This is a genomic window from Xanthomonas sp. AM6, assembly GCF_025665335.1.
Lineage (GTDB): Bacteria > Pseudomonadota > Gammaproteobacteria > Xanthomonadales > Xanthomonadaceae > Xanthomonas_A.
In genome coordinates, this window is record NZ_CP106869.1 from 2,424,987 (window position 1) to 2,450,237 (window position 25,251).

Consider the following 25,251-nt stretch of genomic DNA (forward strand, 5'->3'; position numbering starts at 1 on the left):
CGATGTGTCAGTCCGACGTCAGCGCAACAGTCGTCCGACGTGCTATTCCTGTCGCAGTCGCGTTGACCTTGGCGATCCATTGATCGTCTTCTAGATCCCAAAGATTCAAAGGTTTGCGCTTGTGAGCGCTGGTGAAACATGAGCTGGCTAGCTAGCCAAGGGTTCGCAGGCTCTGCGCCTTGAAGTCGGCTACAAACTGCGGACGAAGCTGACGGTAGGCTTGTAGACAATTTGAAGGACCCGGCCTGGATTTTGCTGTTCGGCGGCGCCCTCGATCAGTGTCTCGCGACCAATCGCCAGATCCGCATTACCACCGCCGACGTGCCGGAGGCTGTATTCGAGGGCGAACAGAGGAGAGGATTAGGGTGCGTTATCGGGGGGTAGGGAAGGGCCACTCTCAACTCAACGCAGACGGCGCGGTGTGAGTTGGTGGCCCGGACCAGCCCACGCCAGTCCATCAATTGGCCTACCCATAGATGACTTGCCACTCATCAAGGCTTAGACCGTCTTGTTGCCAATAGAGGACTCCGGCGTCGCACGACATGAGATCATGGTTTGGTAGTTTGGCTTGGTCCTCCAATTCGCATGATCATCGCCTGAGGGTTCCTAGTGTCCACACGCGCGCCTCGCAAGCTTACCGTCCCCTTCGGAATGAAGGACGGGCGACTTGTCTTCGTGTCCGATGTCGCATTTGGCTTGGAGTGCAAGTGCACGTGTCCGGAGTGCGGACAAGCGCTTGTTGCGCGTAACCGGGATTTTCCCGGACGACGCCGCGTCCGGCATTTTCAGCATGTGCGCGCATCCTCATGCCCAGGTGGTTATGAAACGGCCGTACACCGGATGGCTAAGGACGTGCTGGCCACCGCAGATGCAGTTCTGCTGCCGCGTTGGGCTAGCGGCGATGTTGTTATTGAGCCGGAGCCGCTGGTAATCGTGAACGCTGGGCTAGAGGTACCTCTGCTCGACGGGGCCACCCGGCCTGACGTCCTCGTGCATGGAATGGCCTCGGAGATCGAGTTCAATGTGCTCTGCTTCGAGGTTCGCGTTCGACACGCTGTGGACGAGCCCAAGCGTAGTCTGTTAGCCACCAACGGTGTCGATGCGATTGAAATCGATCTCTCGGGTTTGGATGATGAAGCCGTAGCCGATCCCGCAACATTTCGACGCGAAGTGCTGGAGAACCCAGAGAATAGGCACTGGATTCACTTATCGCACGCGTCGTACGTCGCCCAGCGCGCTGATAAAGCGCTGATCGAAGTTGAGGACCTGACCGTCACCGAGCGCGTGCTGATCACGAAGGCTGGGCGACCGTTCACCATCCGGGAGCAATGGGCGTTCTTAGTAAAGCCCGGGTCCCGCGACCGAGTGCGGATCCAGGTCCCGGACGAGACGGTTGGTGAGCAGGTTCAACCTTATCCCCGCGGAATGCACACAATCTCGAGTCGCTCCATCATGGTCGACGAGTGGGGGCGCCTGCGCCTGCGTTACAAGATGTATCTTGATCAGATCCAGATGAACCCTTCCGAGCCCGAGGGACCCCAGCGCGGTCTGTTCGAAGCGTCCGAAGAGAGAGGGGTGGGTCCAGGCTTCAAAGTACGGGTGCGTAACTGGAAAGGGAGTCCCGGCTATTAACCGCCTTTACTAGCCAAGTTGGGGTATGCGTGCAGTGGCCGCGTGAAACAAGCGATCGGCGCCCCGATTCAGTGACGTGTCGCGTGCGTGCCGTCGCCTAGGCGAATGACGCTCCTTGTCGGACTTGATGCTCTGAAGATGCCTAATAAATATGCTGCAAGCCTCGCGGAGAGCAGGCATTGCGGACGCGGGAGATAAGGGAGGTCTATCGGGTGTAGGGAGAGCGACTTCCGACCCGATGCCGTCGCTGATCAACTCATGCCTGCTCTGGCGATTGCGTCGCAACTCTAGTGTCGAATGCAAACCGCTGCCTTGTGTATTGCACGCTGCTAACGCTTCTTCGTCTTCTTGCCTGCCGTACGTCTGGCCTCCGCGGCGCGCTGAGCTGTTTTGATCTTCAGGCCTTCTTCAAACCGCTCTGAGGCTTGTATCGCAAGGTCGTATATGCCGGGCTTTCCACCGCGAAGCTTGCGAAACATGCGGCCGAGCGTCGGAGAGGCCGTGATGCGTCGGTGATGCGCATAGTACGCAAACTGCTTGGAACTGACGTACGTAGAGAAGCCACCTGCCAGGATGCTCAACTGAATCCAGAGTGAGCCGAGCGCTGGAACCCGCCCAGAATAGATCTGCACGAGCGCGATGCAGGAGGCTAGTAGAAGGACCGACGGAAGCGCGATCAGAATAGCCCTGTAGCCAAGTGTGACCTTCAGGATGCCGCTTGGGTCTTTCGCCTTCGCAATGGATGAGATTGCATAGATGTACAGGGGCAACCCTAAGCAGGCGATGTCGATGTTGGATAGGCTATAGGCCGGCTTGGCAGCCCAGAAGATGCCCCACAGCAGGGCAGCGAGCACCAGCATGACGCCGAGGTCTTCATAGAGCAGTTTGTAGAAGTTGCGAAGGAACTCGTTGTTACGACGATGGTGCGAGTTCAGCAAGTCGATGAGATAGGCGGTCGCTGTGCCCCAGAAGGATGTACACAGGAAGACCAGTAGCAGCGCTGCTGTAAGCCCAGGAAAGAAGTCATATGCCCGGACGAAGATGGGTATGATCGATGCCGATCCCCACGCAAGGGGCACAACGATGCACAGCAGGAGGAGGTAGTGCATGCGCAGTAGACGTAGAAGTGGGCATAACCTTTAGCGGCTTCCCGACTGACTTCTAGATACTCAAATTTGTGATGCCCACCTAATATGCGTAAACCGGCCAAGGCCAAGTCACTGGACTGTTCAAACAATTTGTCGAAGTCCATGCCTCCCCTGTCTGCCTGCATGATGCTGGGCTGGAGCACAAAGGATCAAGCCGCCTTGCTAGTGGCGAGGTCTTTTGACTTGAACTAGGCGCGATCGGAGCTGGCGACTTGGCAGACTTATCATGGATAGGGTGGGGCAGCTTTCGACCCCAGGCCGACGTCCCGCTAGGTGGCGCGGCGGCGAATCCAGGTCCGGTTTGCGACGGCTTGTTGGCCAGTCGTGTGCCGCCTAAGATCCAGCCAGGTCGATTATGAAGATGCCTTCCTATCCAAGCGGAGGAGGGCGCCGAAGTAAGGGGGGACTGTACGGAGGATCATTGGCAGCAGGACGCCTTCAGCCAAGTGGATGCGTGGCTGCGTGCGTTGGACTTGCAGGATTGACGGCTATCGGAACGGCGAGAATAAGGGAGTGCAATGAAGATCAGACAGCTGAAGATTTTGAACTTCAGGGGGATTTGCAAACTCGAATGGGATCTCCCTGACGAGAAGACGTTCTGCCTGATCGGAAAGGGCGATTCGACGAAGACCACTGTCCTTGAAGCGATCCGTTGCGTGTTCAGCCCGCAATGGAACCATGCCTTCAACGACTCCGACTTCCACCAATGCGACACGGATAACGCGATCCACATCGAGATCGTTCTCGGGGATTTGTTGCCCGAGTTCTGTGCGGAGCAAAAGTACGGCGCGCATCTTCGAGGCTGGAACAAAGACAAGTTCAAGCTGAACGACGAGCCGGAGGACGATGATGAGTATGTCCTCAGCGCTCGCCTCCTCGTCGCAAAGGATCTGGAGCCCAAGTGGAAAATCGTCACCGATCGAAACCCCGATGGGGTCGACTTCAAGGCCGCCGATCGTGCCAAGGTCGGCGTCGGCCTGATCGGCACATACAGCGAAAAGCAACTCACCTGGGCAGCTGGAACGGCGCTCGCCAAGATCACCGAGGCCGACAATCTGAACTTATCGCGAGTACGTCAACTGCGGGGCAGGGCGCCAATCCGGGAGGCACTTCAATGGCCAGAGGCATCACAGAATCAGACGTCCACGCCGCCGCCGACACGCTTGTCGCGCTTGGCGAACGTCCGACCGTGGAACGAATCCGTGCTCATCTTGGCACTGGCTCGCCAAACACCGTGGTTCGCTGGCTGGAAACCTGGTGGGGAAGATTGGGTGAGCGGCTGACCGCGCAGCAGGTCAGACTTGAGCTACCCAATGCCCCTGCGGAGCTGGCGACCTTGGCCTCACAGTGGTGGGAGCATGCGCTGGCAGCCGCACAGCGCCACGCTGACGCCAACCTGGCTCAACAGCGTGCCGACCTCGTCGCACTACAAGATGACTTGGGCAATCGGGAGGCCGCTTGGCAAGCGCAGATTCATCAGCATTCCGTTGCTGCCAACCAAGCTCGGCAGTCGCTGGTTGTCGCCGAACAGCGGCTGGCCGATCTCCAGCGCTTGTGCGATCAACAGCTTACTCAAATTGCCGACCTGACCACGCAACGCGAAGACTTGCGTGATCGCTGCACCCAGATGGAACAAGAGCTTGGTGCGCTGCAGGGCCGCTACAGCGAGCGTGAGGCGGTGATCACCATCGAGCGCAATCGTCAGGCCGACCATGTGCGCGCAATTGAAGATAGGGCACATGTAGAGATCGATCGGGCACGGCAGGAAGCTCAGGCACTTCTAAAGCAACTTACGAGCGCACAACGGGAGCGTCAAACGTTTGAACAGCACGCTCGCCAGCAAGAAGACAGTACCCGTCAGGCGTTGGCTGAGGCGCTACGAGAAGCTGCCGTCGAGCGAACTCGAGCCGACACCCTGGCAGCAGAGTTACAACGTACCGTCTCAGCGAGGCAAACGTCACGCCAGAAGTCGGCCGCACCGGCGGCACGCAAGCCGCGCCGCGCCGCACGTTAGACAACAAGCGCATGGTATGCTCAAGCCATGAGTGCCTACCACCGCTACGAGCCCGGCTTTCGAATACCGGCGTGATCGCAACGATCACGCCCCTGTAGCTCAATTGGTAGAGCAGCGGATTTATATCCCGTCAGCGCCAGATAAGCGGCAAGTGCCGGTTCGAGCCCGGCCAGGGGCACCACCTGTTCGCGTCGTCGCGGATGACGCGTTGAACCGTGCCTTGCTTCTACCCGGGCATTTAATTGATGCGCTTTTTTCTAGATACCGAGTGGGCCGACACTCTAGGCTCTGAGCTCGTCAGCATCGCCCTGGTGGCGGAGAACGGCATTGACTACCTCTACGCCGAGCGAGAGGTCTTGCCGGCGCGTCCGACTGACTTCGTTCGAAGCGTCGTGTATCCACTGCTGGATCGGGACAAGTCGGTCCTGACGGATCAAGCAATGACCAAGCGCGTACGCGGTTTTCTCAACTCCGCAAGTGCTCCAATGATCTTTGCGGACTACGCCAACGATCTCCAGCTTCTCCACTACGTGCTCGCGGGCTTCGATCTACCCGATACCCAAGTCTATGCGTGCGGCCCGACACCTCGGCCAGTGGATGTGCAGATCATTCACGACAGGCCGACGGCGACATTGGTGGAAGCCTACTTTGAGGCTCATCCTGCAGTTCGGTCCAGACGACACCATGCCTTGGTCGATGCAGAGGCACTGAGAGTGGCATGGCATATCTCTACCGGTCGCGTGCCATGCCCCGCATGGGGCGTTGATGCTATGGCACGAGTAAGCGCACACCCTAGCTAACCATCGTAAGCAGAACCGTGGGGAGAGAGAAGCGGCATGAATGACCTCGCAGACGAACTAGATCCGCAGTACCGATCATGGCTGTTGTCTCAGGCTGTGCCTCATGTATGGGCTGCAACGTTTTCCCTCCATCTTGATAAAGGCGAGGGCACAGCAATCGCGACAGCAGATGCTGCGGCGGGCGTGGTGAAAAGGCTAAAGGATGAACCTGTGCTTCCTCCAGAGGAGGTTGTTGCCAAGTCGGGCTTCGTCTTTTCCTTCGACGATTTTCGGGGCTGGTACCGTGTCACTCATCGATTGCAACAGTCCAGTGGCTCGATCTACCGAGATCCCACTGATACTGAGATCGAGCAAGCCTTCGAGAGCTACCAACAAAGCCGCAGTGACTTCTACTAAGGTCTGGGAACACCAGACCGACATCGGCATGCCATCTTGGCCAATCCGGAGCAGCTTTTCCTTCCTTCCATTTTGGAGTAAACATGGCCAAGCTCGATCCCCGTGTTTCCGAATTTGAGTCGACCGAAGCCGCCGAGGACTACGACTGGTGGTTCCGGGCGAAGATCGAGCGCGCCGTGGCCGACACGCGGCCGACGATTTCGCACGACCAAGTGATGGCGCGCACACGCTGCGATCGAAGCCGCCGCGAAGCGATAGAAGCTCGCTGATGAACCAGGTCCAGAGCTGCAGGAACTTGTCGTCCTATGGAACAGCGCTGCTGGAACTTAAGGTCCAGATTTCAGTACTGGCGGTTGTTCTGGTCAACTCCGGGGCGTTTTTTCCGTCGTTCCATCAAAGCCGTGGCGACTTGTCCAGGCTCCGAGAAATGTGCGGCGTATGTCCGCGGCAAATGGGGTGTATGCCTGCGGGAACGGGGGCATTTCCTGCGCGGCAATCATCCAGTTCGGGACAGGCGCGTTTTGGCTCAATGGCGGGCAGGTCTGCAGGCCGGACTCGTACCACAACATTTCGCATAATGTATATTATGTTAAGACCTGGCTCGCAGTCTGGTCGCCAGCATCTCGTGCCTCTCACCCGCACCAAGCGCATCGCTCATGCGGGAGCACCCGGCGAAAGCTGCTTGAACAGACCGTAGAAGTCGAAGTACGAGTCCGCCCGAATGATCTTGCCATCCTTGAGCCGGTAGACATCGCAGAAATTGACCTGCATCGCCCGACCGGTAGGCTTCAGCTCGCCCGCCGGCGAATTGAACACTCCCAGGTGCGTGCCACGGCCGACACCTTGCGCAACCACGTAGTCGTCGATCGCCACGATGCTGCGCACCTCGCAGTTCGCATCCGGGAAAATATCGAACCAGCTTTTCCACGGATCGATGATGGCGTTGATCCCATAGGTGGTGAAGTCGAACGGCACGTCCAGCCATTCGCTTTCGGGCGCACCGAAATCCGCAATGGTCTTCAGATCCTTGCTGTTGACGGCGTCGTACAGGCCGCGGATCAGCTTCTCGTTCGCTTGGTTGATCATTTGCATGCTCCTGAGTCGAGGGTTCCGGTCGGCGGTCCTGCACCGGATCGGATGCCGGGGCCGTGGTGAAATCCTAGGCCCGTGTACTCGCCGCGCTAATACCGTTTCGTTTACTGGGATTGCCGATTCCTATCGGACATGCGGATCGCGTATGCGTGCGGACCGATGTCCAGGCCAACGACTCAAGGTCGATAGCCGCCGCACGCCCTACAGACGCCAAGGCTCCGGTCGGGACACCATGGAGAAGCCGCGCAGGTCCAGATCGCCTTCGACCAGTGCCGGCAGGTCGGCGGCGAATGCCTGCATGTGCGGCTGCTGGAAATGCGCTGCAAGATCCTCCGCCGAGCGCCAGTTCTCGTAGACGCAGCACAGCTCGCGGTCGTCCAGCGAATGGTGGACGTCGTAGTTGATGCAGCCGGCCTCCTGCCGCGAGGGCGCCACCAGAGCGAGCAGGCGCGCCACAAGATCCTCGCAGCGGCCTGGCTTGGCGCGAATGAAGGCGATGTTGGTGACGTGGGACATATCGATCTCCTGACGATTCGAGGCGGCACTCACGGGATCAGCAGCATCGGCCCCGATGCACGCCGCGCCGCGATGTCGGCATGCGCGAGGGCCGCGCTGGCGAGCGGATAGCGGGCGGCATCGAGCTTGCCGAAGACACCCTGTCGGTACGCATCGAACACCTCGCTGGCGGCTTGCACCACCCTGCCCTGAAGATGCTGCGCCATAGGACCGCCGACCATATGCACGCCACGCGCCGCCAATCCTGCCCGGTCTACCACCGGCGCCCCGGATGCGGCGCCGATGGCGACGATCGTGCCGCCATCGCGCACCGCAGCCACCGACGCGGCAAAGGTGGCCTTGCCGACGAATTCGTACACGACATCCACGCCGTTCGGCGCGAAGGCGCGGATCTGCCCGGCTAGATCGTCGCTGCCCGACAGCAATGCGCAGTCGACCGCATCGCCGAGCGCCGCCCACTTGGCTTGCGAACTCGCGGTGCCGATGACCGCTGCGCCCCTGGCCTTGGCCCAGCGCGAAAGCAGCATGCCGACGTTGCTGGAGGCGCCCTGCACCAGCACGGTGTCGCCAGCCTCGAGCCGGTAGAAGCCGTTCATCGCGGCCCAGGCGGTCAGGCCCTTGGTCAGTATCGTGGCCATCTGCGCCGATGACAGATCGTTCGGGGTATGGACCAGATCAGCCGCATTCACCAAGCGCACCTGGGCGTAGCCCCCTGGGGAAAGGAAGTAGGCCATCCGGTCGCCGATGGCGATGCCCTCGACCCCTGCCCCCACAGCCTCGATCACGCCGGCGCCCTCGACGCCGGTGACCCCCGGCAAGGGCATGGGGAAGATGCCCTGGCGAAAGGCGGTGTCGATGAAGTTGACGCCAATCGCCTCATGGCGCAACCGGACCTGCCCGGGCCCCGGCGCGCCGACCTGTTCGTCCTCCGGCACCAGCACCTCGGGACCGCCATATCGATGGAAGCGAATCGTTGTCGTCATAGGAAACTCTTGATGGGGAAACGATGTTGGCGAATCTGGAATCCATCCCGACTGTGGCGAGCCGGTCCGCCGGCCCAGCGAACGCATCGGACGCGAACGTTCCGTGCCGGCGCGCCGCTCATCCCCTGTCGGCTACAGGCACGCCCATGGACGCACTACGCCGCCGTGCATCCAGGCTGTAGCGCCCGGCGCCGAAGCCGGCGATCTGCAGGAAGCCGCCCGCCATGGCCAGGTTCTTGAAGAAATGGATGAACTGGTTCTGGTCGGAGAACTGGGCGTGGAAGCCCCATGCGGTGGCCACGCAGAACAGCGCCAGCGCCGCCGCCACCCACCGGGTACGGTAGCCGATCACCAAGGCAACGCTGCCGACGATTTCGACGAGCACCGCGATGCCGAAGGCCGCCTGCGGCAATGGCAGGCCGGCGGAGGCGATGTAGCCGATGGTGGCCGCTGGCGCGGCCAGCTTTCCGATGCCCGAGATCAGGAAGATCGCGGCCATCGCGAGCCTGCCGGCCAGCGCCAGTGCCGACGCCAGGCGCGCGCCGGAGGTGGTGTCGAATACGGTTGAAGTGGGCATATCGATAGTCGGGGTTGGTGGCGTAGATGAAAGGCTATGCATCTGGGAGGCGGCGACCCGGGCGGTCACAGCACCGACAACAATCCGCCATCGACGTACAAGGCGATTCCGGTGACATAGCTGGACATGTCCGAACCCAGCCAGACCACGGCATCGCCGATCTCCGACGGCTTGCCGAGGCGCCGCAGCGGCGTGCGCTGGCGGAAACCCTCCGAGGCCTCTGCCACGCCGGGCGTAGTCCGCAGCAGCGCGGTGTCGATGGTTCCGGGGCAGACCGCGTTCACCCGAATGCCCACCGGTCCGAGCGCATCGGCCATCGCCTTGGCCATCAGTACGACGCCGCCCTTGCTGGTCGAATAGGCGATCGTCATCCCAGCGCCCCTGATCCCGCCCATGCTGGCCATCATGACGATGCTGCCGGGCGTGGAACGCGCCTGCATCCGCCTGGCCGCCGCCTGCGCACAGAACAGCACGCCGTCCAGGTTCACCGACATCAGGCGCCGGTAATCGTCCTCCGCGACATCGACACCGTCCGAGCGCAGGGTGATGCCCGCGTTGCACACCATGACGTCGACGCCACCGAACTCGTCGGCCGCCTCCACCAGACGCTCGACCTCCTCGCGCCTGCTCACGTCCGCACGCACGAAACGCGTCCGCACGCCCAGCGCCATGAGTTCGCTGGTCGTCGACTCGCCGCCCTCGCGGGGCGCCTCGGTGACATCGGAAACGACCACGGCCCTGGCGCCGTGCCGGGCGGCTGCGATCGCGATGGCCCGGCCGATCCCGCTGGCCACGCCCGTGACCACCACCACCTTGCCAGCCAGAAGGTCGGTCATGGCGTGGGCTCCTTGGTGTCCGAGTCGCTTTTCAGCGTCTTCTGGAAATTGTGGAACGCCGACGCTTCGGGCGCCACGCCGAGCTGCGCCTGGAAGGCGGCGAAATCGGCGACCTCCCAGTGCTCGGCCAGCTTGCCGTCCTGGATCCGGTAGATCTGGAAGGCGCGGAAATCCACCCGGTTGCCGGTAGCGGCGAGCCCGCCGAAGTCGCCGAGGTGGGTACCGGAGACGCGGTTCATCACCGCCACGCGATCGCCTTCGGCGATGATCTGTTCGATGGTCCAGGTAAAGTCGGGAAAGCTGGCCTTGAGCCCTTGCAGGTAGCTGCGGATGACGCCGATCCCTGCGGTCTGCCCTTCCAGGCGGTCGCCGTAGTCCGCGGTCACGATGTCGCCGAGATGCGCCAGGTCGCCACGGTTGAACGCGTCGAAATAGCGCAGCACGACGGCCTTGTTCGCATCGAGGTCGGCCATGTCAGACGCCCCCGCGGCGCTTGGCGCGCCCGTCGCCGGCAAGAAGAGAAGCGACTGGGTGCTTCGGAGGAAAAGAACGGTGGTTCATGGTTATGCTCCAGGCCTGCCGATCGCAGGATCCAGACGGGTGGACGGACGCATCGGGGCTCGCCGCATCAGGACGGCAGCGCGCCGAGCTGTTGCATCAGCGAGAACAGGTTGGCCACGCCCCAGTGCTCGGCGATCTTGCCGTCGCGCACCCGCATCGCATCGACGGTCTCGAACTGGATCGTCCGTCCCGTCGGCGCGATACCGAACAGCGGCCCGCGATGGGTGCCGTGATAGGTCTTGAACGTAGTCACCACATCGTCCTGGACGGTCTGCCAATGGATGACCGGATGGAAATCGGGAAACGCCTCGCGCAGCCGCCGGTAGAGCACCCGCACGCCGTCCTTGTCGGCCGTGGTGCCCGGCTGCGGGGTGTGGTCGACGAAATCGTCGGCGAACAGCTCCTCGAACAGCGCGAAATCGCCCTGCCCTTGCACCTGCTCGGTATTCCTGCGCACGACGGCCTTGGCCGCCTCGGATGCCTGGTTCACTGGAAAACTCCGGTAGTGGGGGAAACGAGAGCGCTGGCGGACTCCACGGAGGGTGAGGCGTCCGCTCGCGTCCGGACCCAGTTCAGTCGAACAGCCTGGCCGCGGTCCTGGCGACGAGTTCGCCCTGGTGCCGGGCGCCGGCCAGGTCGATCTCCGTCGGCTGGCGCGCACCGTCGCCGCCGGCCACGGTGGTGGCGCCGTAAGGCGCGCCGCCGACGATCTCCTCCACGCTCATCTGGCCCTGGTGGCTGTAGGGAAGACCGACGATCGTCATCCCGTAATGCAGCAGGTTGGTGATGATCGAGAACAACGTCGCTTCCTGTCCGCCATGCTGCGTCGCCGAGCTGGCGAACGCCGCACCGACCTTCCCGTTCAGCGCTCCGCGCATCCACAGGCCGCCGGTCTGGTCCAGGAAGGACGCCATCTGCGCGGACATGCGTCCATAGCGGGTGCCGGTGCCGACCACGATGGCGTCATAGTGCTCGAGCTCCTCCACCTTGGCGACGGGAGCGCGCTGGTCCAGCTTGAAGCCGCTCTTTGCCGCCAGCCCTTCGGGCACCGTCTCCGGAACCCGCCGGATGTCGACGGTCGCGCCAGCGCTGCGTGCGCCTTGCGCTATCGCTTCGGCCATCGTTTCGATATGGCCGTACGACGAGTAATAAAGCACCAATACCTTGGCCATGGATTTGCTCCAGATCGTTGCTTGATGGGTTTCGGTTCGACGCGCGCGTGCGCGGTCGCTCAGACGCCCTGGCCAGGCTTGCCGGCCAGGAGCTGGAACTCCCAGGCCAGGTTGGTGGCGGTCGCGCCGCCGTGCTCGAGCAGCACCTCGACCAGCTTCTTGGCCGACTCCTCCCGCGCCCAGTCGCGCTGCAACTCGGATGCGAACACGTTCCAGGTCAGCGGAACCGCCCCCGCCTGGATCATCCTGGCGATGCCCATCTCATGGGCCTCGACACTGGTGCCGCCGGAGGCATCGGTGACGAAGTAGACCTCGTAGCCTTCGCCCAGCGCATGGATCACCGGGAACGCCAGGCAGATCTCCGTCCACAACGCCGCGATGACGACCTTCTTGCGCCCGGTCCTCTTGACCCACTCGACGCACGCCGGGTCTTCCCAGGTGTTGACCGTGGTCCGGTCGATGGGCGTCTGCTCGGGGAACACGTCCAGCAGCGGCTTGACGATATAACCGCCGCGGTCCTGCACCACGCTGGTCAGCAGCGTGGGCACGCCGAACACCTTCGCCGACTTGGCGAGCGCCACCACGTTGTTGATGAGCAGGGCGCCGTCGATGTTCTTGACGCCGCTCACCTGGAACGGCTGATGGTCGATCAGCATCAGAACGCAGTTGTCGGGAGTGAGCAAGGCATCCAGCCCGACCTTGTTGTTGCGCATTTCGCTTGCCATGACGTTCTCCTCGGAAGTGGGATCACGTTAAGGCGAAGCGCAGAGGGCGAAAATCCGCCATCGGCTGAGAATATATCTACGCCTTTTGGTGGATATCCAGCGCAGGACGCATCGCGTAGCGCGAGGCGCGGCGCGCGCGGAAGCGGCGATGCGGCTGTCCGATCGGTCGAACGCCCGATCGGCAGGCGGCGGCACGGAGCGCGCCACGACCGGTCACAAGTGGATGATGCCCCGATTGAGCGCGATGACGACCGCTTCCGTCCGGTCCTGCGCCCGAAGCTTGCTCAGGATATGCAACACGTGGACCTTCACCGTGGCCTCGGTCCTGCAGATGCGCTCGGCGATCTCCTTGTTGCGCAGTCCCTTGGCGATGAGCTTGAGCACCTCCACTTCGCGGCTGGTCAGCTCGACCCGCGGAACGTATTGCGCCAACCGGCGCGCGATGGCATCGGGCAATATCCATCCCTGCAGCCATACGGCGCGCACCGCGTGGGCTACCTCGTTGCGAAGCACGTCCTTCAGCAGATAGCCGCGTGCGCCCGCCTCCAGCGCACGGTGGATATCCGTGTCCCCTTGGTAGGTCGTCAAGGCGATGATGCGCGCCGTGGAGAACTCCGCGACGATTCCGGAAATGGCGTCCACGCCCCCCATGACCGGCATGCTCAGATCCATCAGCGTGACATCGGGCCGATGCTCCCGGAACTGGCGGATCGCTTCGGCCCCGTCTCCGGCCTCCGCCACCAGCTCCAGATCCTCATGCAGCGACAGGACAGCGGCCAGCCCGTCGCGGTAGATCGGATGATCGTCTACCGCCATGACCCGAATCCGTCGATCCGCTGCAGGGGCTGGCTCGAGATGGTTGTTGCCGACGGACATTGGCACAGGGTGGCCTTGTGGATGGAGATGGGCAATTCACCGATTGGCTAGTATTGGCTGGAAGCGCTTACACCAAGCGGCGACGAACGGCCACGATTATCGCGGCGTTAGCGGCGTGTCGGGGCTTGGCCCGCGCCCCGACCAGACCAGCCAACGTCGCAGCGGCACCGTGAGCGCGATCCGGGTCCCGGCGCCCGGTTGTGCGGATATCGTCAGCCGTGCCCTCACCCGCCGCGCGCGCTCCTGGATTCCGCGCAGCCCCCAGTGACCTCGCCGATTGGCGATGCTGTCGGCGTCGAATCCACAGCCATCGTCGCGAATGGAGATCAACAGCCTGTTCCACGTGTAGGCAAGCTTGATGCCGACCTGGGTTGCGCGAGCATGCTTGCGCACGTTGGTGAGCGCCTCCTCGACGATGCGCACGCATTCGCTCGTTGCATCCTGGGGCAAGTGGCGGATGCGTCCGTCGACCTCCAGCGTCACGGCGGTATCGGTTTCGGCGAAGATCTGATGGGCGGACGTATGGATGGCGGCGGCGAGGTCGCCCAGCTCGTGAGTCTGCCGGATGTCCCAGACCACCTTCCGTGCGCGGGTCAAGGTGCGATCGATGAGCGCCAGGATCCGGTCCAGACGCGGCCGTTCCGCCGTGTGCGATCCGACGCCCTGGGCAATGGCATGCAGCTGCAGCGCGATGCCGCCGAATCCCTGGAGCAGGGAATCATGGATATCCCTCGCGAGCCGGGTACGTTCGTCGTGGATGGCCACACTGCGTGTGCGCAGGATCGTCCGGTGGTAGAGCCACAGGACCGATACGATAGCCAACGTCAATGCCGCCAGGAACCAGACCTGCAGATAGAACGGTGCGAGCACCACCACGTCGATCCCTGCTTCGGCGGGCGTCCAGCTGCCCTGCACGTCGCGCGCCGAGACCCGGAACCGGTACGATCCTGGCGCCAGTCGCGTGTAGGACGCCAGTCGCTGCGTCCCCGCATCGATCCAGTCTGGATCGAAACCTTCGAGCCGGTAGCGGAACCGCACATCGGGACCGTGCGAAAGGTCCACGCCCGCGTAGCTCAGGTCGATCCGTCGCGCTCCTGCGTCCACGGTCACCCGTCGCGGGTCTGGCTGCGGAACGCCGTCGACCGACGCCTCGTCGATCAGCACCTTCGGCGCGAATCCAGGCGCGTTCGCGTCCGCCGGATCGATCGCGACGATGCCATGGCCCATGGCGAACCAGAGCTTCCCGCTGCCATCGTCGTGCGACCAGGGATGCGGCCAGGCAGCCGGGTCGCCCCCCGGCAGGCCGTCCAACGCCCTGTAGCTGACCACGTCCGTGAGCTCGGTCAGTCGTCCGTCGGCCACCGCCTCCAGCTCGCTGGCGTCGATGCGGGTGATCCCGCCCAGCTGACCGAGCCACAGGTGGCCCGACGCATCGGATTCGACCGCACCGACCCAACTGGCAGGCAGTCCTTGCCGTGCAGTCACCACAGCAACACGGCCGCCGGCCACGCGCACCAGGCCCTCTTCCGAACCGACCCATATCGCCCCGCCCGGCGCCTCGAAGACCACGTTCGCGCGCACCGCGACCTGCTCCGGCCAGGGCACGAAAGCTGGCCTTGCCCGCCTCGTCGATGCGGCGTATCCCGGTCAGGCCCGCACCCCATATCGCACCGCGCGTGTCCTGAAACAACCGCAGCAGGTAGTCGTCGCCCCCGCTCTCACGCGGTTGCACGCGGCCCAGCCGGCCATCGATGGCCCGGTACATGCCTCGCCAGGTGGCGACCCATAACCGGTCATTCGCGTCCTCCACGATGTCGGTCACCGGCGGCAAGCCCGTGAACACGGGATCGACCGTCCTTTTCCCGTCGGCCAGGCGCATGACGGTGCCATCGGGTCGGCCCACCCAGATGCCACCCCGCCGTGCGGGCGCGAGCGCGGTCACGAAATCGTCCCCCATTCGATCGACCCGATCGAACCGCGCGCCTTGCTTATCGAGCTTTCCGAAGAAGACCCCTCCGGTGGGCGGGGCGAGCCAGACGCCGCCGGCGCTATCGCGGACCATGCCGCCCGGCATCTCGACCGGCAGTCCCGAATGGGCGGTGTACGCGGCGAAGGGCAGCGGCTGGAACCGGTTCAACCCGTCGCGCGTGGCCACCCAGACGTTACCTTGCCGATCGGGCAGGATGTCGATGACGCGGTCGTCCGACAGCCCGTCCTTGCGCGAGAACGAGCGGAATCGTTCGCCGTCGAACCAGTGCAGCCCGGCCCCGTGCGTGCCTATCCACAGCGTCCCGTCCGCCGCTTGCGTGATCACCGAAACCGAGCCCCTGCCTTGGGTGGCGGGCAAGGCGAAACGGCGAAGCCGGCCCTGGCTCAGGCGGAACACCGCCGTTTCGGTGCCGAACCAGACCGACCCGTCGCGCGCCGCGTACACCCGGTTGGTATTGCCTAGTCTGGCGCCATCGGGAAAATCGACCTTGCTCAGCGCTCCCTCATGGACCCGATAGACGGCGCCTTCCCCTGCGGCGATCCAGATGTCCCCCGCATTGTCGACCGACATGCTGCTGCCGGCGTAGCTGACGACCGTGTCGTCGATTTCCTGCTGGCGCCCATCGCGATCGATGGCAAAGATGCGGCCGCTTCGGGTCACCGCCCAGAGGCGGTCGTGGCGGTCCACCGCCGCCACATTGACGATGTCCGGCTTGAAGGTCTCGTTGCTCGCCACGGCGCGAATCGTCCCGCCCGCCAGCCTGAACATCCCGCTGCCGCTGCCGATCCACAGCCCTCCGTCGCGATCTTCGGCCAAGGGGATGGTGATGAGCCGGATGCGCCCGCGCAACGCCGGCGCGTTGTCGGCAGTGAACGCCTTGAAACGGTAGCCGTCGAAGCGCAGCAGGCCGGATTGCGACGAAAGCCAGAGATAGCCGTCGCGGGTCTGGACCAGGTTGGAGGTAAACGCCAGCTTGATCTCGCCCTGCGACCTCCACGTGTCTACCCGGTAGCGGTCCACGACGAACGACGCCTGCTGCGCGGCGACGCGCGCGGGGGCGCAGACCACCAGCCCAAGCATCAGCAAGGCCACACCGAACCGGAAGCCCAAGGGCATCCTGTTCCACCACACCACCCTCATCGGCACCTACCCCAAACGTTGGCTTAAATGTTGTTTCGATACGGGTGCCCGTCGCGACTCCCGCCTCGAGCGGCCGGCTTCAGGCGCCACTCTCCTTTGGCGTACGGACCAGTGCCCTGCTCCATCCGCGCGCGGAGAACCCTCCCTCGCTCCAACAGGACGCTCAGTTGCCGCTCCACGCTGCCGGAGCGGAGGCCTGCCGACTGGAGCGCTGCGCCGCTGCGAGCGGCAGCGCAAAAATCGCGAGCTCTGCCACGATGAAGGCGTGCATCCAAGCCGACGCGACGCATCGCGCGTGCATCCTGTTGGAGCGCCCCAAAAAAGCTTATCAAGCTCACTGGCGATCGCCTAGCTGCCGCGGGCAGCTGGCAGAGCGCCATCAGCCGAACGCCGGCCAACTTGCGGTGCGGCATCCATCCCTGAAGCAGGCCGCCCGGCACCCGACGCCTAGGCTTCGCTTATGTCCCGCTCTGCGTGCGGGGTCAGGCTCAACTCGCGCCAGTCCAGCTCCTCCTGCAGGATCCGGAACGCGTCCTGCGGGAGCCGGTTGTCGCACAGCAAGCGCTGCAGTGCCGTGCGTTGCGCGGCCACCACCGCGCGCTCCACCTCCTCGGCCGATGCGGCCTGGGCAGCACTGTGCGAGACGGCACGCGTGCGGGCCTGCGCCAGGGCGGCGCGGCCGAGCGACAGGTCGCGTTCGAGCGTGGTGTCCTTCGGGATGCCGAGCCAGCGCATCAGCGGCGCGATCGTCGCGCCCTGCACGATCAACGTCCCCAGCACCACCGTGAACGCGCTCAGCACGATCAGATCGCGGCCCGGGAACAACGGCGGCAGCGACATCGCGGTGGCCAAGGTCAGGATGCCGCGCATGCCGCACCATCCGACCAGCAGGCGCGTGCGCGCCGTTCCGGCCGGCGACCGCCGCAGCGGCGGCACCCAGCGCCCCAGAAGCTGCCGATAGCTCATGACCCAGGCGATGCGAACCACGACGACCACGACGAACACCGTCGCCGCGAAAGCGAGCGCCTCGAAGATTCCGGCGCGGTCCAGCCGCAGGAGTATCGCGCGGGCCTGTAGGCCCGTGAGCAGAAATGCAATGACATTGAGGATGAAGACCGCCGCGTCCCAGACGGCGAACGAGTGGATGCGATCGCGCGCGGACTGATGGCGTTGCGCCGAACGCGCGACCCACATCGCGTAGGCCACCACCGCAAGCACCGGCGAAGCGTGCAATCGTTCGGCGAGCAGCCAGACGGCGAACGTGGAAGCGAACTCCAGGATCGTCGAACTGAGCGTACCGGCCCACAGGCGCCACAGCCGCACGAACAGCATGCCGGCCAGGCAACCCAGCAGCATGCCTGCAGGGGCGGCCAGGCCCAGCCGCCACAGCGCCGCGGCGGACGTCTCGGACCGCAGCGAGCCCACCGCCGCGGCGAACACCAACAGCGCCACCGCATCGTTGAACAGGCTCTCGCCCTGGAGCACCGTCATCGTGCGCCTGGGCAGGCCCTGGCTGGCCAGCACCGCCTGTGCCGCCGCCGCGTCGGGCGGCGCGACGATGGCCCCCAGCGCGATCGCCGCGGCCAACGGCAACCCGGCCATGGCCCATCCAACCCAGGCCACCGCGGCGGTGGTCAGCAGTACGGCGAACAGGGCCAGCGCCACGAGCGCGGCCCAATGGCGGCGAAGCTCGTGGAGCGATGTGTCGTAGGCGGCGCTCAGGATCGCCGGCGCCACGAACAGCACCAGCGCCAGGTGCGGGTCGATGCCTATCTGCGGCGCCCATGGCAGCACCGCCACCAGTGCCCCGGCCAGGGCCAGCATCGTCGGATAGGGAACGCGTACCCAACGCGCCAGCTGCAGGAACAGCGCCGAGAGCAGCAGCAGGACCATCAGCGATTCGAACAGGGCCACGTGGTTACTCCGCGCCTTGCAAGGCTGATAGCGCGGGCGCGGCGAACGCCGCCCTCGCCACGGCCAGGCCATCGATCGCCGCGGCAAAGCCCGCATCCGCCGCCATCTGCCGGATCGCCTCGGCGATCTGGCGTGGCGTGCAGCCGACCTTCGATACACCGTCGATGTGCGCCTTGAACCGCGCCGTCGCGATGCAGAGCGCGGCCAACGCCGTGATCGCTGCGATCTGCCGGGCCCGCTTGTCCAGGCCTGGCCCGGCCATGACCTCGCCGTTCGCGAACGCGACGACCCAGCCGGCGAAGCCCGGCGCGATGCCCTTCGGGCATTCGACCACGGCGTGGCGGCGGCTGCCGGTGCTGGCGTTCAGAGTTGCCACGCCGATGGCATGGCGATCGGAGCGATTGGACATGTCGTCGCTCCAGAAGTCAGTCGGTGCCGAAGGCGACCAGGTCAGTGTGCGCGCTCGCCTGGCGCAAGGCCGCAAGCGGCGCGTACTCGGGCGAAGCCAGCAGATTCCGCACCGCCGCCAGGTCGGGAAACTCGAGCATGATCATGTTTCGCGGAGCCCAGTTCCCTTCGAAGAGCACCGGTGTGGCGTCGATGGCGATCGCCTTGCCGCCGAACTTCTCGACCAGCGGCAGTGCCATGCGGCGATACTCGGCGATGGCGGGTTCGTCGTGGATCTCGACGTTTCCAATCAGATAAGCAGGCATTTCTAACTCCAGTGGGAAAAGGCGAAGGGAACGCGGACGCGCTACCATTCGCGGTACAGCACCATGCCGGCGTGGTACAGCACGCCATCGACGAAGTCGCCATCGGCGCTGAAGCCGGTATCGTCCACATACTCGATGTGGTCGCCGGACAGCGTATAGCGGCCCTGGTAGGCGCTGCGGCGCGTGCCGCGCGCCTCGTCGTAGCGCCCGTCGGGCAGCAGCTCGTGGCGGATATGGCCGTCGGCAGTCACCCACATGCCGACATAGGACGGTGCATTCATGGAAGGTCCCTCGATGATGGTTGGATCCGCTGCGTTGAAGACGCCGCAGAAAACAGGAAGTGCCCGCAACAGCCGCCAAGGCGTGCCGGGCGCCGCGCGTGTCGCTGGCCTCAATAGGGACTGGCGGTAGGGCGCACGATCAGCTCGCTCACGTCGACCTCGTCGGGCTGGCCGATCGTGTAGGCGATCGCGGCGGCGATGGCCTCCGGCTGCAGGGCGATCCGCCGGAACGCCTTCATCGCATCGCGGGCGCTGGCGTCGGAGATCGTGTCGGCCAGTTCCGACTCGACCACGCCCGGCGACACCACCGTGACGCGGATCTTGTCGGTCTCCTGGCGCAGGCCATCAGAGATGGCGCGCACCGCGTACTTGGTGGCGCAGTACACCGCCGCGGTCGGGGACACCGCATGGCCGCCGATCGAGGACACGTTGACCACATGGCCGCGGCCGCGCGCCTCCATGCCCGGCAGCACCGCCGCGATGCCATGCAGCACGCCGCGCACGTTCACGTCGATCATGCGGTTCCACTCATCGAACTTGAGCGCGTTCAACGGCGACAGCGGCATGACGCCTGCGTTGTTGACGATGACATCGACCGGGCCGAACGTGGCCTCCGCGAACGCGACGAAGGCGCGCATCTCCTGCATGTCGGTCACGTCCAACGCACGGAACGTGACCTGCCCGCCGTCGTCGCGCAGTTGCGCGGCGAGCGCTTCGAGCCGGTCGGTGCGGCGTGCGCCGAGCACCACGCGGTGGCCCTGCCGGGCCAGGCAACGGGCTGTCGCTTCGCCGATGCCGCTGCTGGCACCGGTGACCAGGACGACCTTGGATGCGTGAGGGATGTTCATCGGAAGACTCCAGAAGTGATGCGGCGCCTGGACGCGCCGCGGCAAGGGGAGGAAGACGGCGGTCCCGGCCGGGACCTGGCCCGGCGAGGTCCCGCGGACCGCTCCAGGTGCCCCCATGCTAGGCAGCGCGGCCTCCGGCGCTAAGCCCGGATCGTCTACGGACATTGCCCAATCCTCTTCGCGCCCTGCAAAGAGCCTCGCAACTGTGATGAGATATGGCCTGTTTCTATCGGAGCCGCCGCATGGCCAACCCCTCCCCTTCCGCGGCCGCATTCGACCGCCAGGCGCGGATGGTCGACCTGATCGATCGGCTCGCCGTCCGCGAGGGCTACACCCAGTCGCATCTCGATGGCGTCACCCTGATGCGCTCCAACCGACCGCTGGAGCGCATCGCCGCGCTGTACGAGCCGAGCATCGTGATCGTGGCGCAGGGCCGCAAACGCGGCTTCCATGGCGGCCAGACCTACGTGTACGACGCACAGCACTATCTGGTGCTCGCCGTACCGCTGCCGTTCGAGATCGAGACCGAGGCGAGCCCGCAGGAGCCGATGCTGGGCATCGCGCTGCGCATCGATCCAACCATGACGGCCGAGCTGGCGCTGGCCGTGGACGAAGGCCGGCCGCACAGCGCCACGGCGCCTCACACCCTGTATGCCACCCCCATCGACGAGCGCATCGCCGACGCGACGGTGCGGCTGCTGGAGGCCTTGTCGGATCCGACCGAAGCCCGATTGCTGGGCCCGGGCGTGGTCAGAGAGTTGACCTTCCGGGTGCTCGCGAGCGAGCAAGGCGGCGGCCTGCGCGCGGCGCTGACCCACGGCGGCCATTTCGGCCGCATCGCGAAGGCCTTGCGCCGCATCCACAGCCAGTACGACCGCGACCTGGATGTGGCGACGCTGGCCAACGAGGCGAGCATGAGCGTCCCGGCATTCCATGCGCACTTCAAGGCGGTTACCGCCACCTCGCCGATCCAGTACATCAAGGCGATGCGCCTGCACCAGGCGAGGCTGCTGATGATACGTGGCGGGCTCACCGCGCTCACCGCGTCCGAGCGCGTCGGCTACGAGAGCGCTTCCCAGTTCAGCCGCGAGTTCAAGCGAATGTTCGGACGCAGCCCGTTGGAGGAAGCCCGACACCTGAAGGACGTACTGAACCTGTCCTCCCCCGCGCGGCCGGGCACCGCGCAAGCTCGAACCCTGTCCTCCTAGGAAAGCCGCCGATGTCCGACGCCCCGCGCAGCTCAGCCGAAGCGCTCGACCTGCACATACCCGGCCGCTGCATGGCCAGCAGCGGTGGGCGCGCCTGGGAGGACCTGCTGGTGCAGATCTTCGAGCGCGAGCCGAGCCAGGAGAGCTTGCTCGTCCCCGCGGTCCCCGAGCCCTTGGTGGTGTGGGTACTGGCCGGTACGGCGACGGTGGAGGAACGCGAACTGGGCGGTGCCTGGCACGCCAACACGGTGTCGGTCGGCGATTTCTTCCTCACCCACGCGGCCGAACCCTACGAGCTGCGCTGGGCCGCCGAGGGCCGCGGGCCGTTCGCCGTCATGCATCTCTATCTGGGATTGCCGCTGCTGCAGCGCGCCTTCCAGGAAGTGTTCCCCGGCGCGGGCGAACTGGAGTTGCGCGACGTCTCCGGCGCGCGCGACGCCGTCCTGTGCGCCTTGCTGGAACCGTTGCGTGCGGAGCTGGTGTCGGGCCACGAACCCAGCGGCATGTTCGTGCAGGGCCTCGCGCAGAGCCTGGCAGTCCATCTGGTCCGACGCTACGGCGGCGTCGCCCAGACCAAGCGGCGCCCGCGTGGCGGCCTGCCCGCGTTCAAGCTTCGCCGCGCGATGGCGCTGATGGAACAGGAACTGGCACAGGAGTTCCAGCTCGGCCGCCTGGCCCGCGCTGCCGACCTCAGCGAGTTCCACTTTTGCAGGGCGTTCAAGCAGAACACCGGCTATGCGCCCTCGCGCTACTTCATCCGAATGCGGATGGAGCGCGCGCGGCGCCTGTTGCGCGAAACGTCGCGCTCGATCATCGAGATCGGCCTGGAAGTGGGCTATTCCAGCGCCAGCCATTTCTCCCAGGTGTTCCGGCGCGAGACCGGCGTCACTCCCAGCGAGTACCGCGGCCACGCCTGACCGCAAGATCCCGACAGACGCGGCAAGACGGCAAGAGAAGCACTTTCCGGACGGGCGCAACCTACGCCCCGTGCTCCACCGACGCACTGTGCACCGGCGGCACTACCCCCGACTGAAAGGTGAATCTCATGGATCTCAAGGACAAAATCGCTCTGGTCACCGGCGCATCCAGCGGCATCGGCGCCGCCACCGCCCTGAAACTGGCCGCCAACGGCGTCAAGGTGGGCCTAGCCGCCCGCCGCGTCGACCGCCTGCAGGCATTGGTCGACCAGATCAAGTCCGCCGGCGGCGAGGCCATCGCCATCGAGATGGATGTGGTCGATGCCGCGTCGGTCCAGGCCGGCGTCAAGCGACTGGCCGACGCCTACGGCAGCATCGACATCCTGTTCAACAACGCCGGCCTGATGCCCATCTCCGATGTCGAGTCGCTCAAGACCGACGAATGGCATCGCATGGTCGACGTCAACATCAAGGGCTTGTTGAACAGCACAGCAGCGGTTCTGCCCTACATGCAGAAGCAGCGCCAAGGCCACATCTTCAATACCTCGTCCATCGCCGGCCGCAAGGTCTTTCCGGGCCTGTCGGTGTACTGCGCCACCAAGCACGCGGTCACCGCGTTCTCCGAAGGCCTGCGCCTGGAAGTGGCGAAGAAGTACAACATCCGCGTGACCTGCATCCAGCCGGGTGCCGTGGACACCGAGCTGTTCGAGCACGTGAGCGACAAGGGCTACCGCGAACAGATGGAGGGCCTGCGCGAGCAGATGGCGTTCCTGAAGGCGTCCGATATCGCCGATACCATCCTGTTCGCGCTGCAGGCGCCGGATTACGTGAACGTGGCCGAGCTGTTCGTGCTGCCCACCGATCAGCCCTGGTAATCCCTCGCCGGCGGCTGGCCCCGCCCGATGGCGGCGGGGCTGCGCCCGCCGGCCCGATAAGGAGCTTTCCCATGACCGCGATCAGCAAGATCGCCTTCTTCGCTGCCAGGCGCGGCGAAGAGGCGAAGCTCGGTCAGCAGTTGCTGGCCCTGGTCGGCCCCAGCCGGGCCGAACCCGGCAGCCTGCGCTACGAAGTCCTCCAGGACGGTCACGACGATGGACTGTGGACCGTTCTTGAGGACTGGCGCTCGGAGGCCGATTTCCACTTCCACATGGCGACGGACTACGTGCGGACGTTCATGCGGCAGGTGCCGTCGCTGTGCGACGGCGAGCCGGATATCCGCACCTACCACAAGCGCTCGACCAGCGACCGCCGCCGGTTTCCTGGAGACGAACATGCGAACTGAAAACACCACATGGTTGATCACCGGCTGCTCCAGCGGATTCGGACGGCAGCTGGCACTGCACCTGTTACGCGAAGGGCGCCAGGTCGTGGCGACGGCGCGGCGCCTGGACAGCATCGAAGACCTCGGCGCGCACGCCAACGCCACCCTGCTCGCGTTGGACGTGACCGACGCCGGCCAGTGCGCCAGCGTCGTCGCCGAGGTCCAGCGGCGGCTCGGCAGGCTCGACGTAGTCGTCAACAACGCCGGCATCGGCTACTTCGCCGCGGTCGAGGAAACGCCGCCGAGCGCGATCGACCGGCTGTTCGCGGTGAACTACCGCGGCACGGCCAACATGATCCAGGCCGCGCTGCCGGTGATGCGTGCGCAGCGCCGCGGCACGCTGGCCAACCTCACGTCCATCGGTGGCCTGTGCGGCTATCCGGCAGTAGGCCACTACTGCGCCAGCAAGTTCGCCGTCGAGGGTCTGTCGGACGCGCTGCGCCACGAAGTCGCGCCGCTGGGCATCCATGTCATGACGATCGAGCCCAGCGCGTTCCGCACCGAGTGGGCGGGCTCGGCCGAAGCCGCGGCCGATGCGATCGCCGACTACGACGCCACCGCCGGCCAGGCGCGGCGCGCCTATCACCAGTCGGTCGGCCGGCAACCGGGAGATCCGGCCCGCGCCGCCGCGGCCATCGTGCAGGCGATCGACGCGCAGAGCCCGCCCGAACGGCTGTTGCTCGGCCAGCGCGCCCATGAGGACGCCGTGCGCAAGATCGATCGCATGCGCGAGGAATTCCTGCGCTGGCGCGATGCCGCGATCAATGCCGACTTCCCGCAAACCTGATCTTTTTCTCGGAGACATTCCCATGAATCGTTTCAACGACAAGGTCGTGCTCGTCACCGGCGGCGGCTCCGGAATCGGACTGGCCACCGCGCGGCGCTTCCTCGACGAAGGCGCCAGCGTGGCGATCGCCGGCCGCAATCGCCAACGCCTCGAGGCCGCCTCGGCCGCGTTGCCCGCCGACCGCGTGTTGCTCGTCGCGGCGGACGTGGCCGTGCGCACGGAGTGCGATGCGCTGGTGGCCGCCACCGTGCAGCGCTTCGGGCGCCTGGATACCGTGGTCAACGCCGCCGGAATGAATCTGGTCGGCTCGCTCAGCGACACCACCGACGCCGATTGGCGGCAGTGCATGGGCGCCGATCTGGACAGCATCTTCTACATCGTGCGCGCCGCGCTGCCGCACCTGCGCGCCAGCCGCGGCTCGATCGTCAATGTCGGTTCGGTTTCCTCCCTGGGCGGCGGTTGGAGCCACGCCGCGTACTGCGCCGCCAAGGCGGCCGTGGCCAACCTGACCCGATCCATCGCCTGCGACAACGGCCGCCACGGCGTGCGCGCCAACACCGTGTGCCCGGGACTGACCATCACCGCGATGGTGGACGGCATCATGGACGATGCAGCCTTGTTGCAGAAGGCGTGGGAGCGGATCCCGTTGCGCCGCGCCGCCGAGCCGCAGGAAGTGGCCGCGGCGATCGCCTTCCTGGCGAGCGAAGAAGCCGCCTATATCACCGGCATCGCGCTGCCGGTCGACGGCGGCCAGACCTGCACCGACGGCGGCCCCGAATGGGGCAAGTGATCCAGCCTCGGGCG

General features: G+C 65.1%; 28 protein-coding genes, 1 tRNA gene and 1 pseudogene. 13 read left to right on the forward strand and 17 right to left on the reverse strand.

What is annotated here, in order from left to right; all coding sequences use genetic code 11:
• The first annotated feature begins 840 nt into the window (after window positions 1-840).
• Window positions 841-1,632, forward strand: coding sequence for a single-stranded DNA-binding protein (locus OCJ37_RS10130; protein WP_263113503.1), 792 nt, complete (start codon window positions 841-843; stop codon window positions 1,630-1,632).
• A gap of 329 nt (window positions 1,633-1,961) precedes the next feature.
• Here OCJ37_RS10130 and OCJ37_RS10135 read toward each other — a convergent pair whose 3' ends face one another.
• The gene (locus tag OCJ37_RS10135; RefSeq protein WP_263113504.1) at window positions 1,962-2,741 is read right to left on the reverse strand and encodes a hypothetical protein; all 780 of its coding nucleotides are present in this window, start codon (window positions 2,739-2,741) and stop codon (window positions 1,962-1,964) included.
• A 557-nt stretch (window positions 2,742-3,298) separates the two neighbouring features.
• Between OCJ37_RS10135 and OCJ37_RS10140 the strand changes: the two genes are divergently transcribed.
• The 5 genes from OCJ37_RS10140 (at window position 3,299) to OCJ37_RS10165 (ending at window position 6,259) form a co-directional block, all read left to right on the forward strand.
• A complete protein-coding gene (locus OCJ37_RS10140) occupies window positions 3,299-4,063 on the forward strand; it encodes an ATP-dependent nuclease (RefSeq protein ID WP_263113505.1) in 765 nt (254 codons plus the stop codon).
• Window positions 3,970-4,794, forward strand: coding sequence for a DNA-binding protein (locus tag OCJ37_RS10145; protein ID WP_263113506.1), 825 nt, complete (start codon window positions 3,970-3,972; stop codon window positions 4,792-4,794). The genes OCJ37_RS10140 and OCJ37_RS10145 overlap by 94 nt, the downstream gene beginning before the upstream one ends.
• Window positions 4,795-4,882: 88 nt before the next feature.
• Window positions 4,883-4,975: transfer RNA gene (locus OCJ37_RS10150), tRNA-Ile, on the forward strand.
• Between the two features lie 655 nt (window positions 4,976-5,630).
• Window positions 5,631-5,990, forward strand: coding sequence for a hypothetical protein (locus OCJ37_RS10160; protein ID WP_152249660.1), 360 nt, complete (start codon window positions 5,631-5,633; stop codon window positions 5,988-5,990).
• Between the two features lie 83 nt (window positions 5,991-6,073).
• Window positions 6,074-6,259 (forward strand): type II toxin-antitoxin system RelB family antitoxin, encoded by a 186-nt coding sequence (locus OCJ37_RS10165; RefSeq protein ID WP_104564397.1) that lies wholly within the window; start codon window positions 6,074-6,076, stop codon window positions 6,257-6,259.
• Window positions 6,260-6,644: 385 nt separating this feature from the next.
• Here OCJ37_RS10165 and OCJ37_RS10170 read toward each other — a convergent pair whose 3' ends face one another.
• The 11 genes from OCJ37_RS10170 to OCJ37_RS10220 all read right to left on the reverse strand — a co-directional run bounded on the left by OCJ37_RS10170 (window position 6,645) and on the right by OCJ37_RS10220 (window position 14,933).
• On the reverse strand, window positions 6,645-7,076 hold the full coding sequence (locus OCJ37_RS10170) for a nuclear transport factor 2 family protein (protein WP_263113508.1): 432 nt from the start codon (window positions 7,074-7,076) through the stop codon (window positions 6,645-6,647).
• A 207-nt stretch (window positions 7,077-7,283) separates the two neighbouring features.
• Window positions 7,284-7,598 (reverse strand): putative quinol monooxygenase, encoded by a 315-nt coding sequence (locus OCJ37_RS10175; protein ID WP_263113509.1) that lies wholly within the window; start codon window positions 7,596-7,598, stop codon window positions 7,284-7,286.
• A gap of 29 nt (window positions 7,599-7,627) precedes the next feature.
• Window positions 7,628-8,581, reverse strand: a complete 954-nt coding sequence (locus OCJ37_RS10180) for a zinc-binding dehydrogenase (RefSeq protein WP_263113510.1) — start codon at window positions 8,579-8,581, stop codon at window positions 7,628-7,630.
• A 118-nt stretch (window positions 8,582-8,699) separates the two neighbouring features.
• Window positions 8,700-9,227: a DoxX family protein gene (locus OCJ37_RS10185; RefSeq protein WP_263113511.1), complete on the reverse strand. Its 528-nt coding sequence runs from the start codon at window positions 9,225-9,227 to the stop codon at window positions 8,700-8,702.
• Window positions 9,224-9,994, reverse strand: coding sequence for a glucose 1-dehydrogenase (locus OCJ37_RS10190; protein WP_263113512.1), 771 nt, complete (start codon window positions 9,992-9,994; stop codon window positions 9,224-9,226). Before OCJ37_RS10190 ends, OCJ37_RS10185 begins: the two co-directional genes overlap by 4 nt.
• Window positions 9,991-10,467, reverse strand: coding sequence for an ester cyclase (locus tag OCJ37_RS10195; RefSeq protein ID WP_263113513.1), 477 nt, complete (start codon window positions 10,465-10,467; stop codon window positions 9,991-9,993). Before OCJ37_RS10195 ends, OCJ37_RS10190 begins: the two co-directional genes overlap by 4 nt.
• Window positions 10,468-10,622: 155 nt before the next feature.
• Window positions 10,623-11,045: an ester cyclase gene (locus OCJ37_RS10200; RefSeq protein ID WP_263113514.1), complete on the reverse strand. Its 423-nt coding sequence runs from the start codon at window positions 11,043-11,045 to the stop codon at window positions 10,623-10,625.
• An 82-nt stretch (window positions 11,046-11,127) separates the two neighbouring features.
• On the reverse strand, window positions 11,128-11,727 hold the full coding sequence (gene wrbA / locus OCJ37_RS10205; protein WP_263113515.1) for an NAD(P)H:quinone oxidoreductase: 600 nt from the start codon (window positions 11,725-11,727) through the stop codon (window positions 11,128-11,130).
• A gap of 59 nt (window positions 11,728-11,786) precedes the next feature.
• Window positions 11,787-12,452 (reverse strand): hydrolase, encoded by a 666-nt coding sequence (locus OCJ37_RS10210; RefSeq protein WP_263113516.1) that lies wholly within the window; start codon window positions 12,450-12,452, stop codon window positions 11,787-11,789.
• 213 nt (window positions 12,453-12,665) lie between these two features.
• Window positions 12,666-13,268, reverse strand: coding sequence for a response regulator (locus OCJ37_RS10215; RefSeq protein WP_263113517.1), 603 nt, complete (start codon window positions 13,266-13,268; stop codon window positions 12,666-12,668).
• Between the two features lie 156 nt (window positions 13,269-13,424).
• Window positions 13,425-14,933 (reverse strand): ATP-binding protein, encoded by a 1,509-nt coding sequence (locus OCJ37_RS10220; protein WP_263113518.1) that lies wholly within the window; start codon window positions 14,931-14,933, stop codon window positions 13,425-13,427.
• A gap of 889 nt (window positions 14,934-15,822) precedes the next feature.
• On the opposite strand from OCJ37_RS10220, the gene OCJ37_RS10225 reads away from it, so the two are divergent.
• A complete protein-coding gene (locus OCJ37_RS10225; protein ID WP_263113519.1) occupies window positions 15,823-16,485 on the forward strand; it encodes a hypothetical protein in 663 nt (220 codons plus the stop codon).
• A gap of 420 nt (window positions 16,486-16,905) precedes the next feature.
• On the opposite strand, the gene OCJ37_RS10230 is transcribed toward OCJ37_RS10225, so the two are convergent.
• The 5 genes and pseudogenes from OCJ37_RS10230 to OCJ37_RS10250 form a co-directional block, all read right to left on the reverse strand.
• Window positions 16,906-18,372, reverse strand: coding sequence for a cation:proton antiporter (locus tag OCJ37_RS10230; protein ID WP_263113520.1), 1,467 nt, complete (start codon window positions 18,370-18,372; stop codon window positions 16,906-16,908).
• 4 nt (window positions 18,373-18,376) lie between these two features.
• Complete coding sequence (locus tag OCJ37_RS10235) at window positions 18,377-18,781, reverse strand: carboxymuconolactone decarboxylase family protein (protein ID WP_263113521.1); 405 nt, start codon at window positions 18,779-18,781, stop codon at window positions 18,377-18,379.
• Between the two features lie 16 nt (window positions 18,782-18,797).
• Window positions 18,798-19,085: a DUF1330 domain-containing protein gene (locus OCJ37_RS10240; RefSeq protein ID WP_263113522.1), complete on the reverse strand. Its 288-nt coding sequence runs from the start codon at window positions 19,083-19,085 to the stop codon at window positions 18,798-18,800.
• Between the two features lie 41 nt (window positions 19,086-19,126).
• Window positions 19,127-19,351, reverse strand: a pseudogene (locus OCJ37_RS10245) (Atu4866 domain-containing protein); the annotation flags it as partial.
• 125 nt (window positions 19,352-19,476) lie between these two features.
• Window positions 19,477-20,214, reverse strand: coding sequence for an SDR family oxidoreductase (locus tag OCJ37_RS10250; protein ID WP_317633232.1), 738 nt, complete (start codon window positions 20,212-20,214; stop codon window positions 19,477-19,479).
• 242 nt (window positions 20,215-20,456) lie between these two features.
• On the opposite strand from OCJ37_RS10250, the gene OCJ37_RS10255 reads away from it, so the two are divergent.
• The 6 genes from OCJ37_RS10255 (at window position 20,457) to OCJ37_RS10280 (ending at window position 25,237) form a co-directional block, all read left to right on the forward strand.
• Entirely contained in the window at window positions 20,457-21,422 is a 966-nt protein-coding gene (locus OCJ37_RS10255) for an AraC family transcriptional regulator (RefSeq protein WP_263113523.1), read from the forward strand.
• 11 nt (window positions 21,423-21,433) lie between these two features.
• Complete coding sequence (locus OCJ37_RS10260) at window positions 21,434-22,339, forward strand: helix-turn-helix domain-containing protein (protein WP_263113524.1); 906 nt, start codon at window positions 21,434-21,436, stop codon at window positions 22,337-22,339.
• A 128-nt stretch (window positions 22,340-22,467) separates the two neighbouring features.
• Window positions 22,468-23,214, forward strand: a complete 747-nt coding sequence (locus OCJ37_RS10265; protein WP_263113525.1) for an SDR family oxidoreductase — start codon at window positions 22,468-22,470, stop codon at window positions 23,212-23,214.
• A gap of 71 nt (window positions 23,215-23,285) precedes the next feature.
• Window positions 23,286-23,621, forward strand: a complete 336-nt coding sequence (locus OCJ37_RS10270) for a putative quinol monooxygenase (protein ID WP_263113526.1) — start codon at window positions 23,286-23,288, stop codon at window positions 23,619-23,621.
• Window positions 23,611-24,447, forward strand: coding sequence for an oxidoreductase (locus tag OCJ37_RS10275; RefSeq protein WP_263113527.1), 837 nt, complete (start codon window positions 23,611-23,613; stop codon window positions 24,445-24,447). Before OCJ37_RS10270 ends, OCJ37_RS10275 begins: the two co-directional genes overlap by 11 nt.
• Window positions 24,448-24,469: 22 nt before the next feature.
• Entirely contained in the window at window positions 24,470-25,237 is a 768-nt protein-coding gene (locus OCJ37_RS10280) for a meso-2,3-butanediol dehydrogenase (RefSeq protein ID WP_263113528.1), read from the forward strand.
• Window positions 25,238-25,251 lie beyond the last annotated feature (14 nt).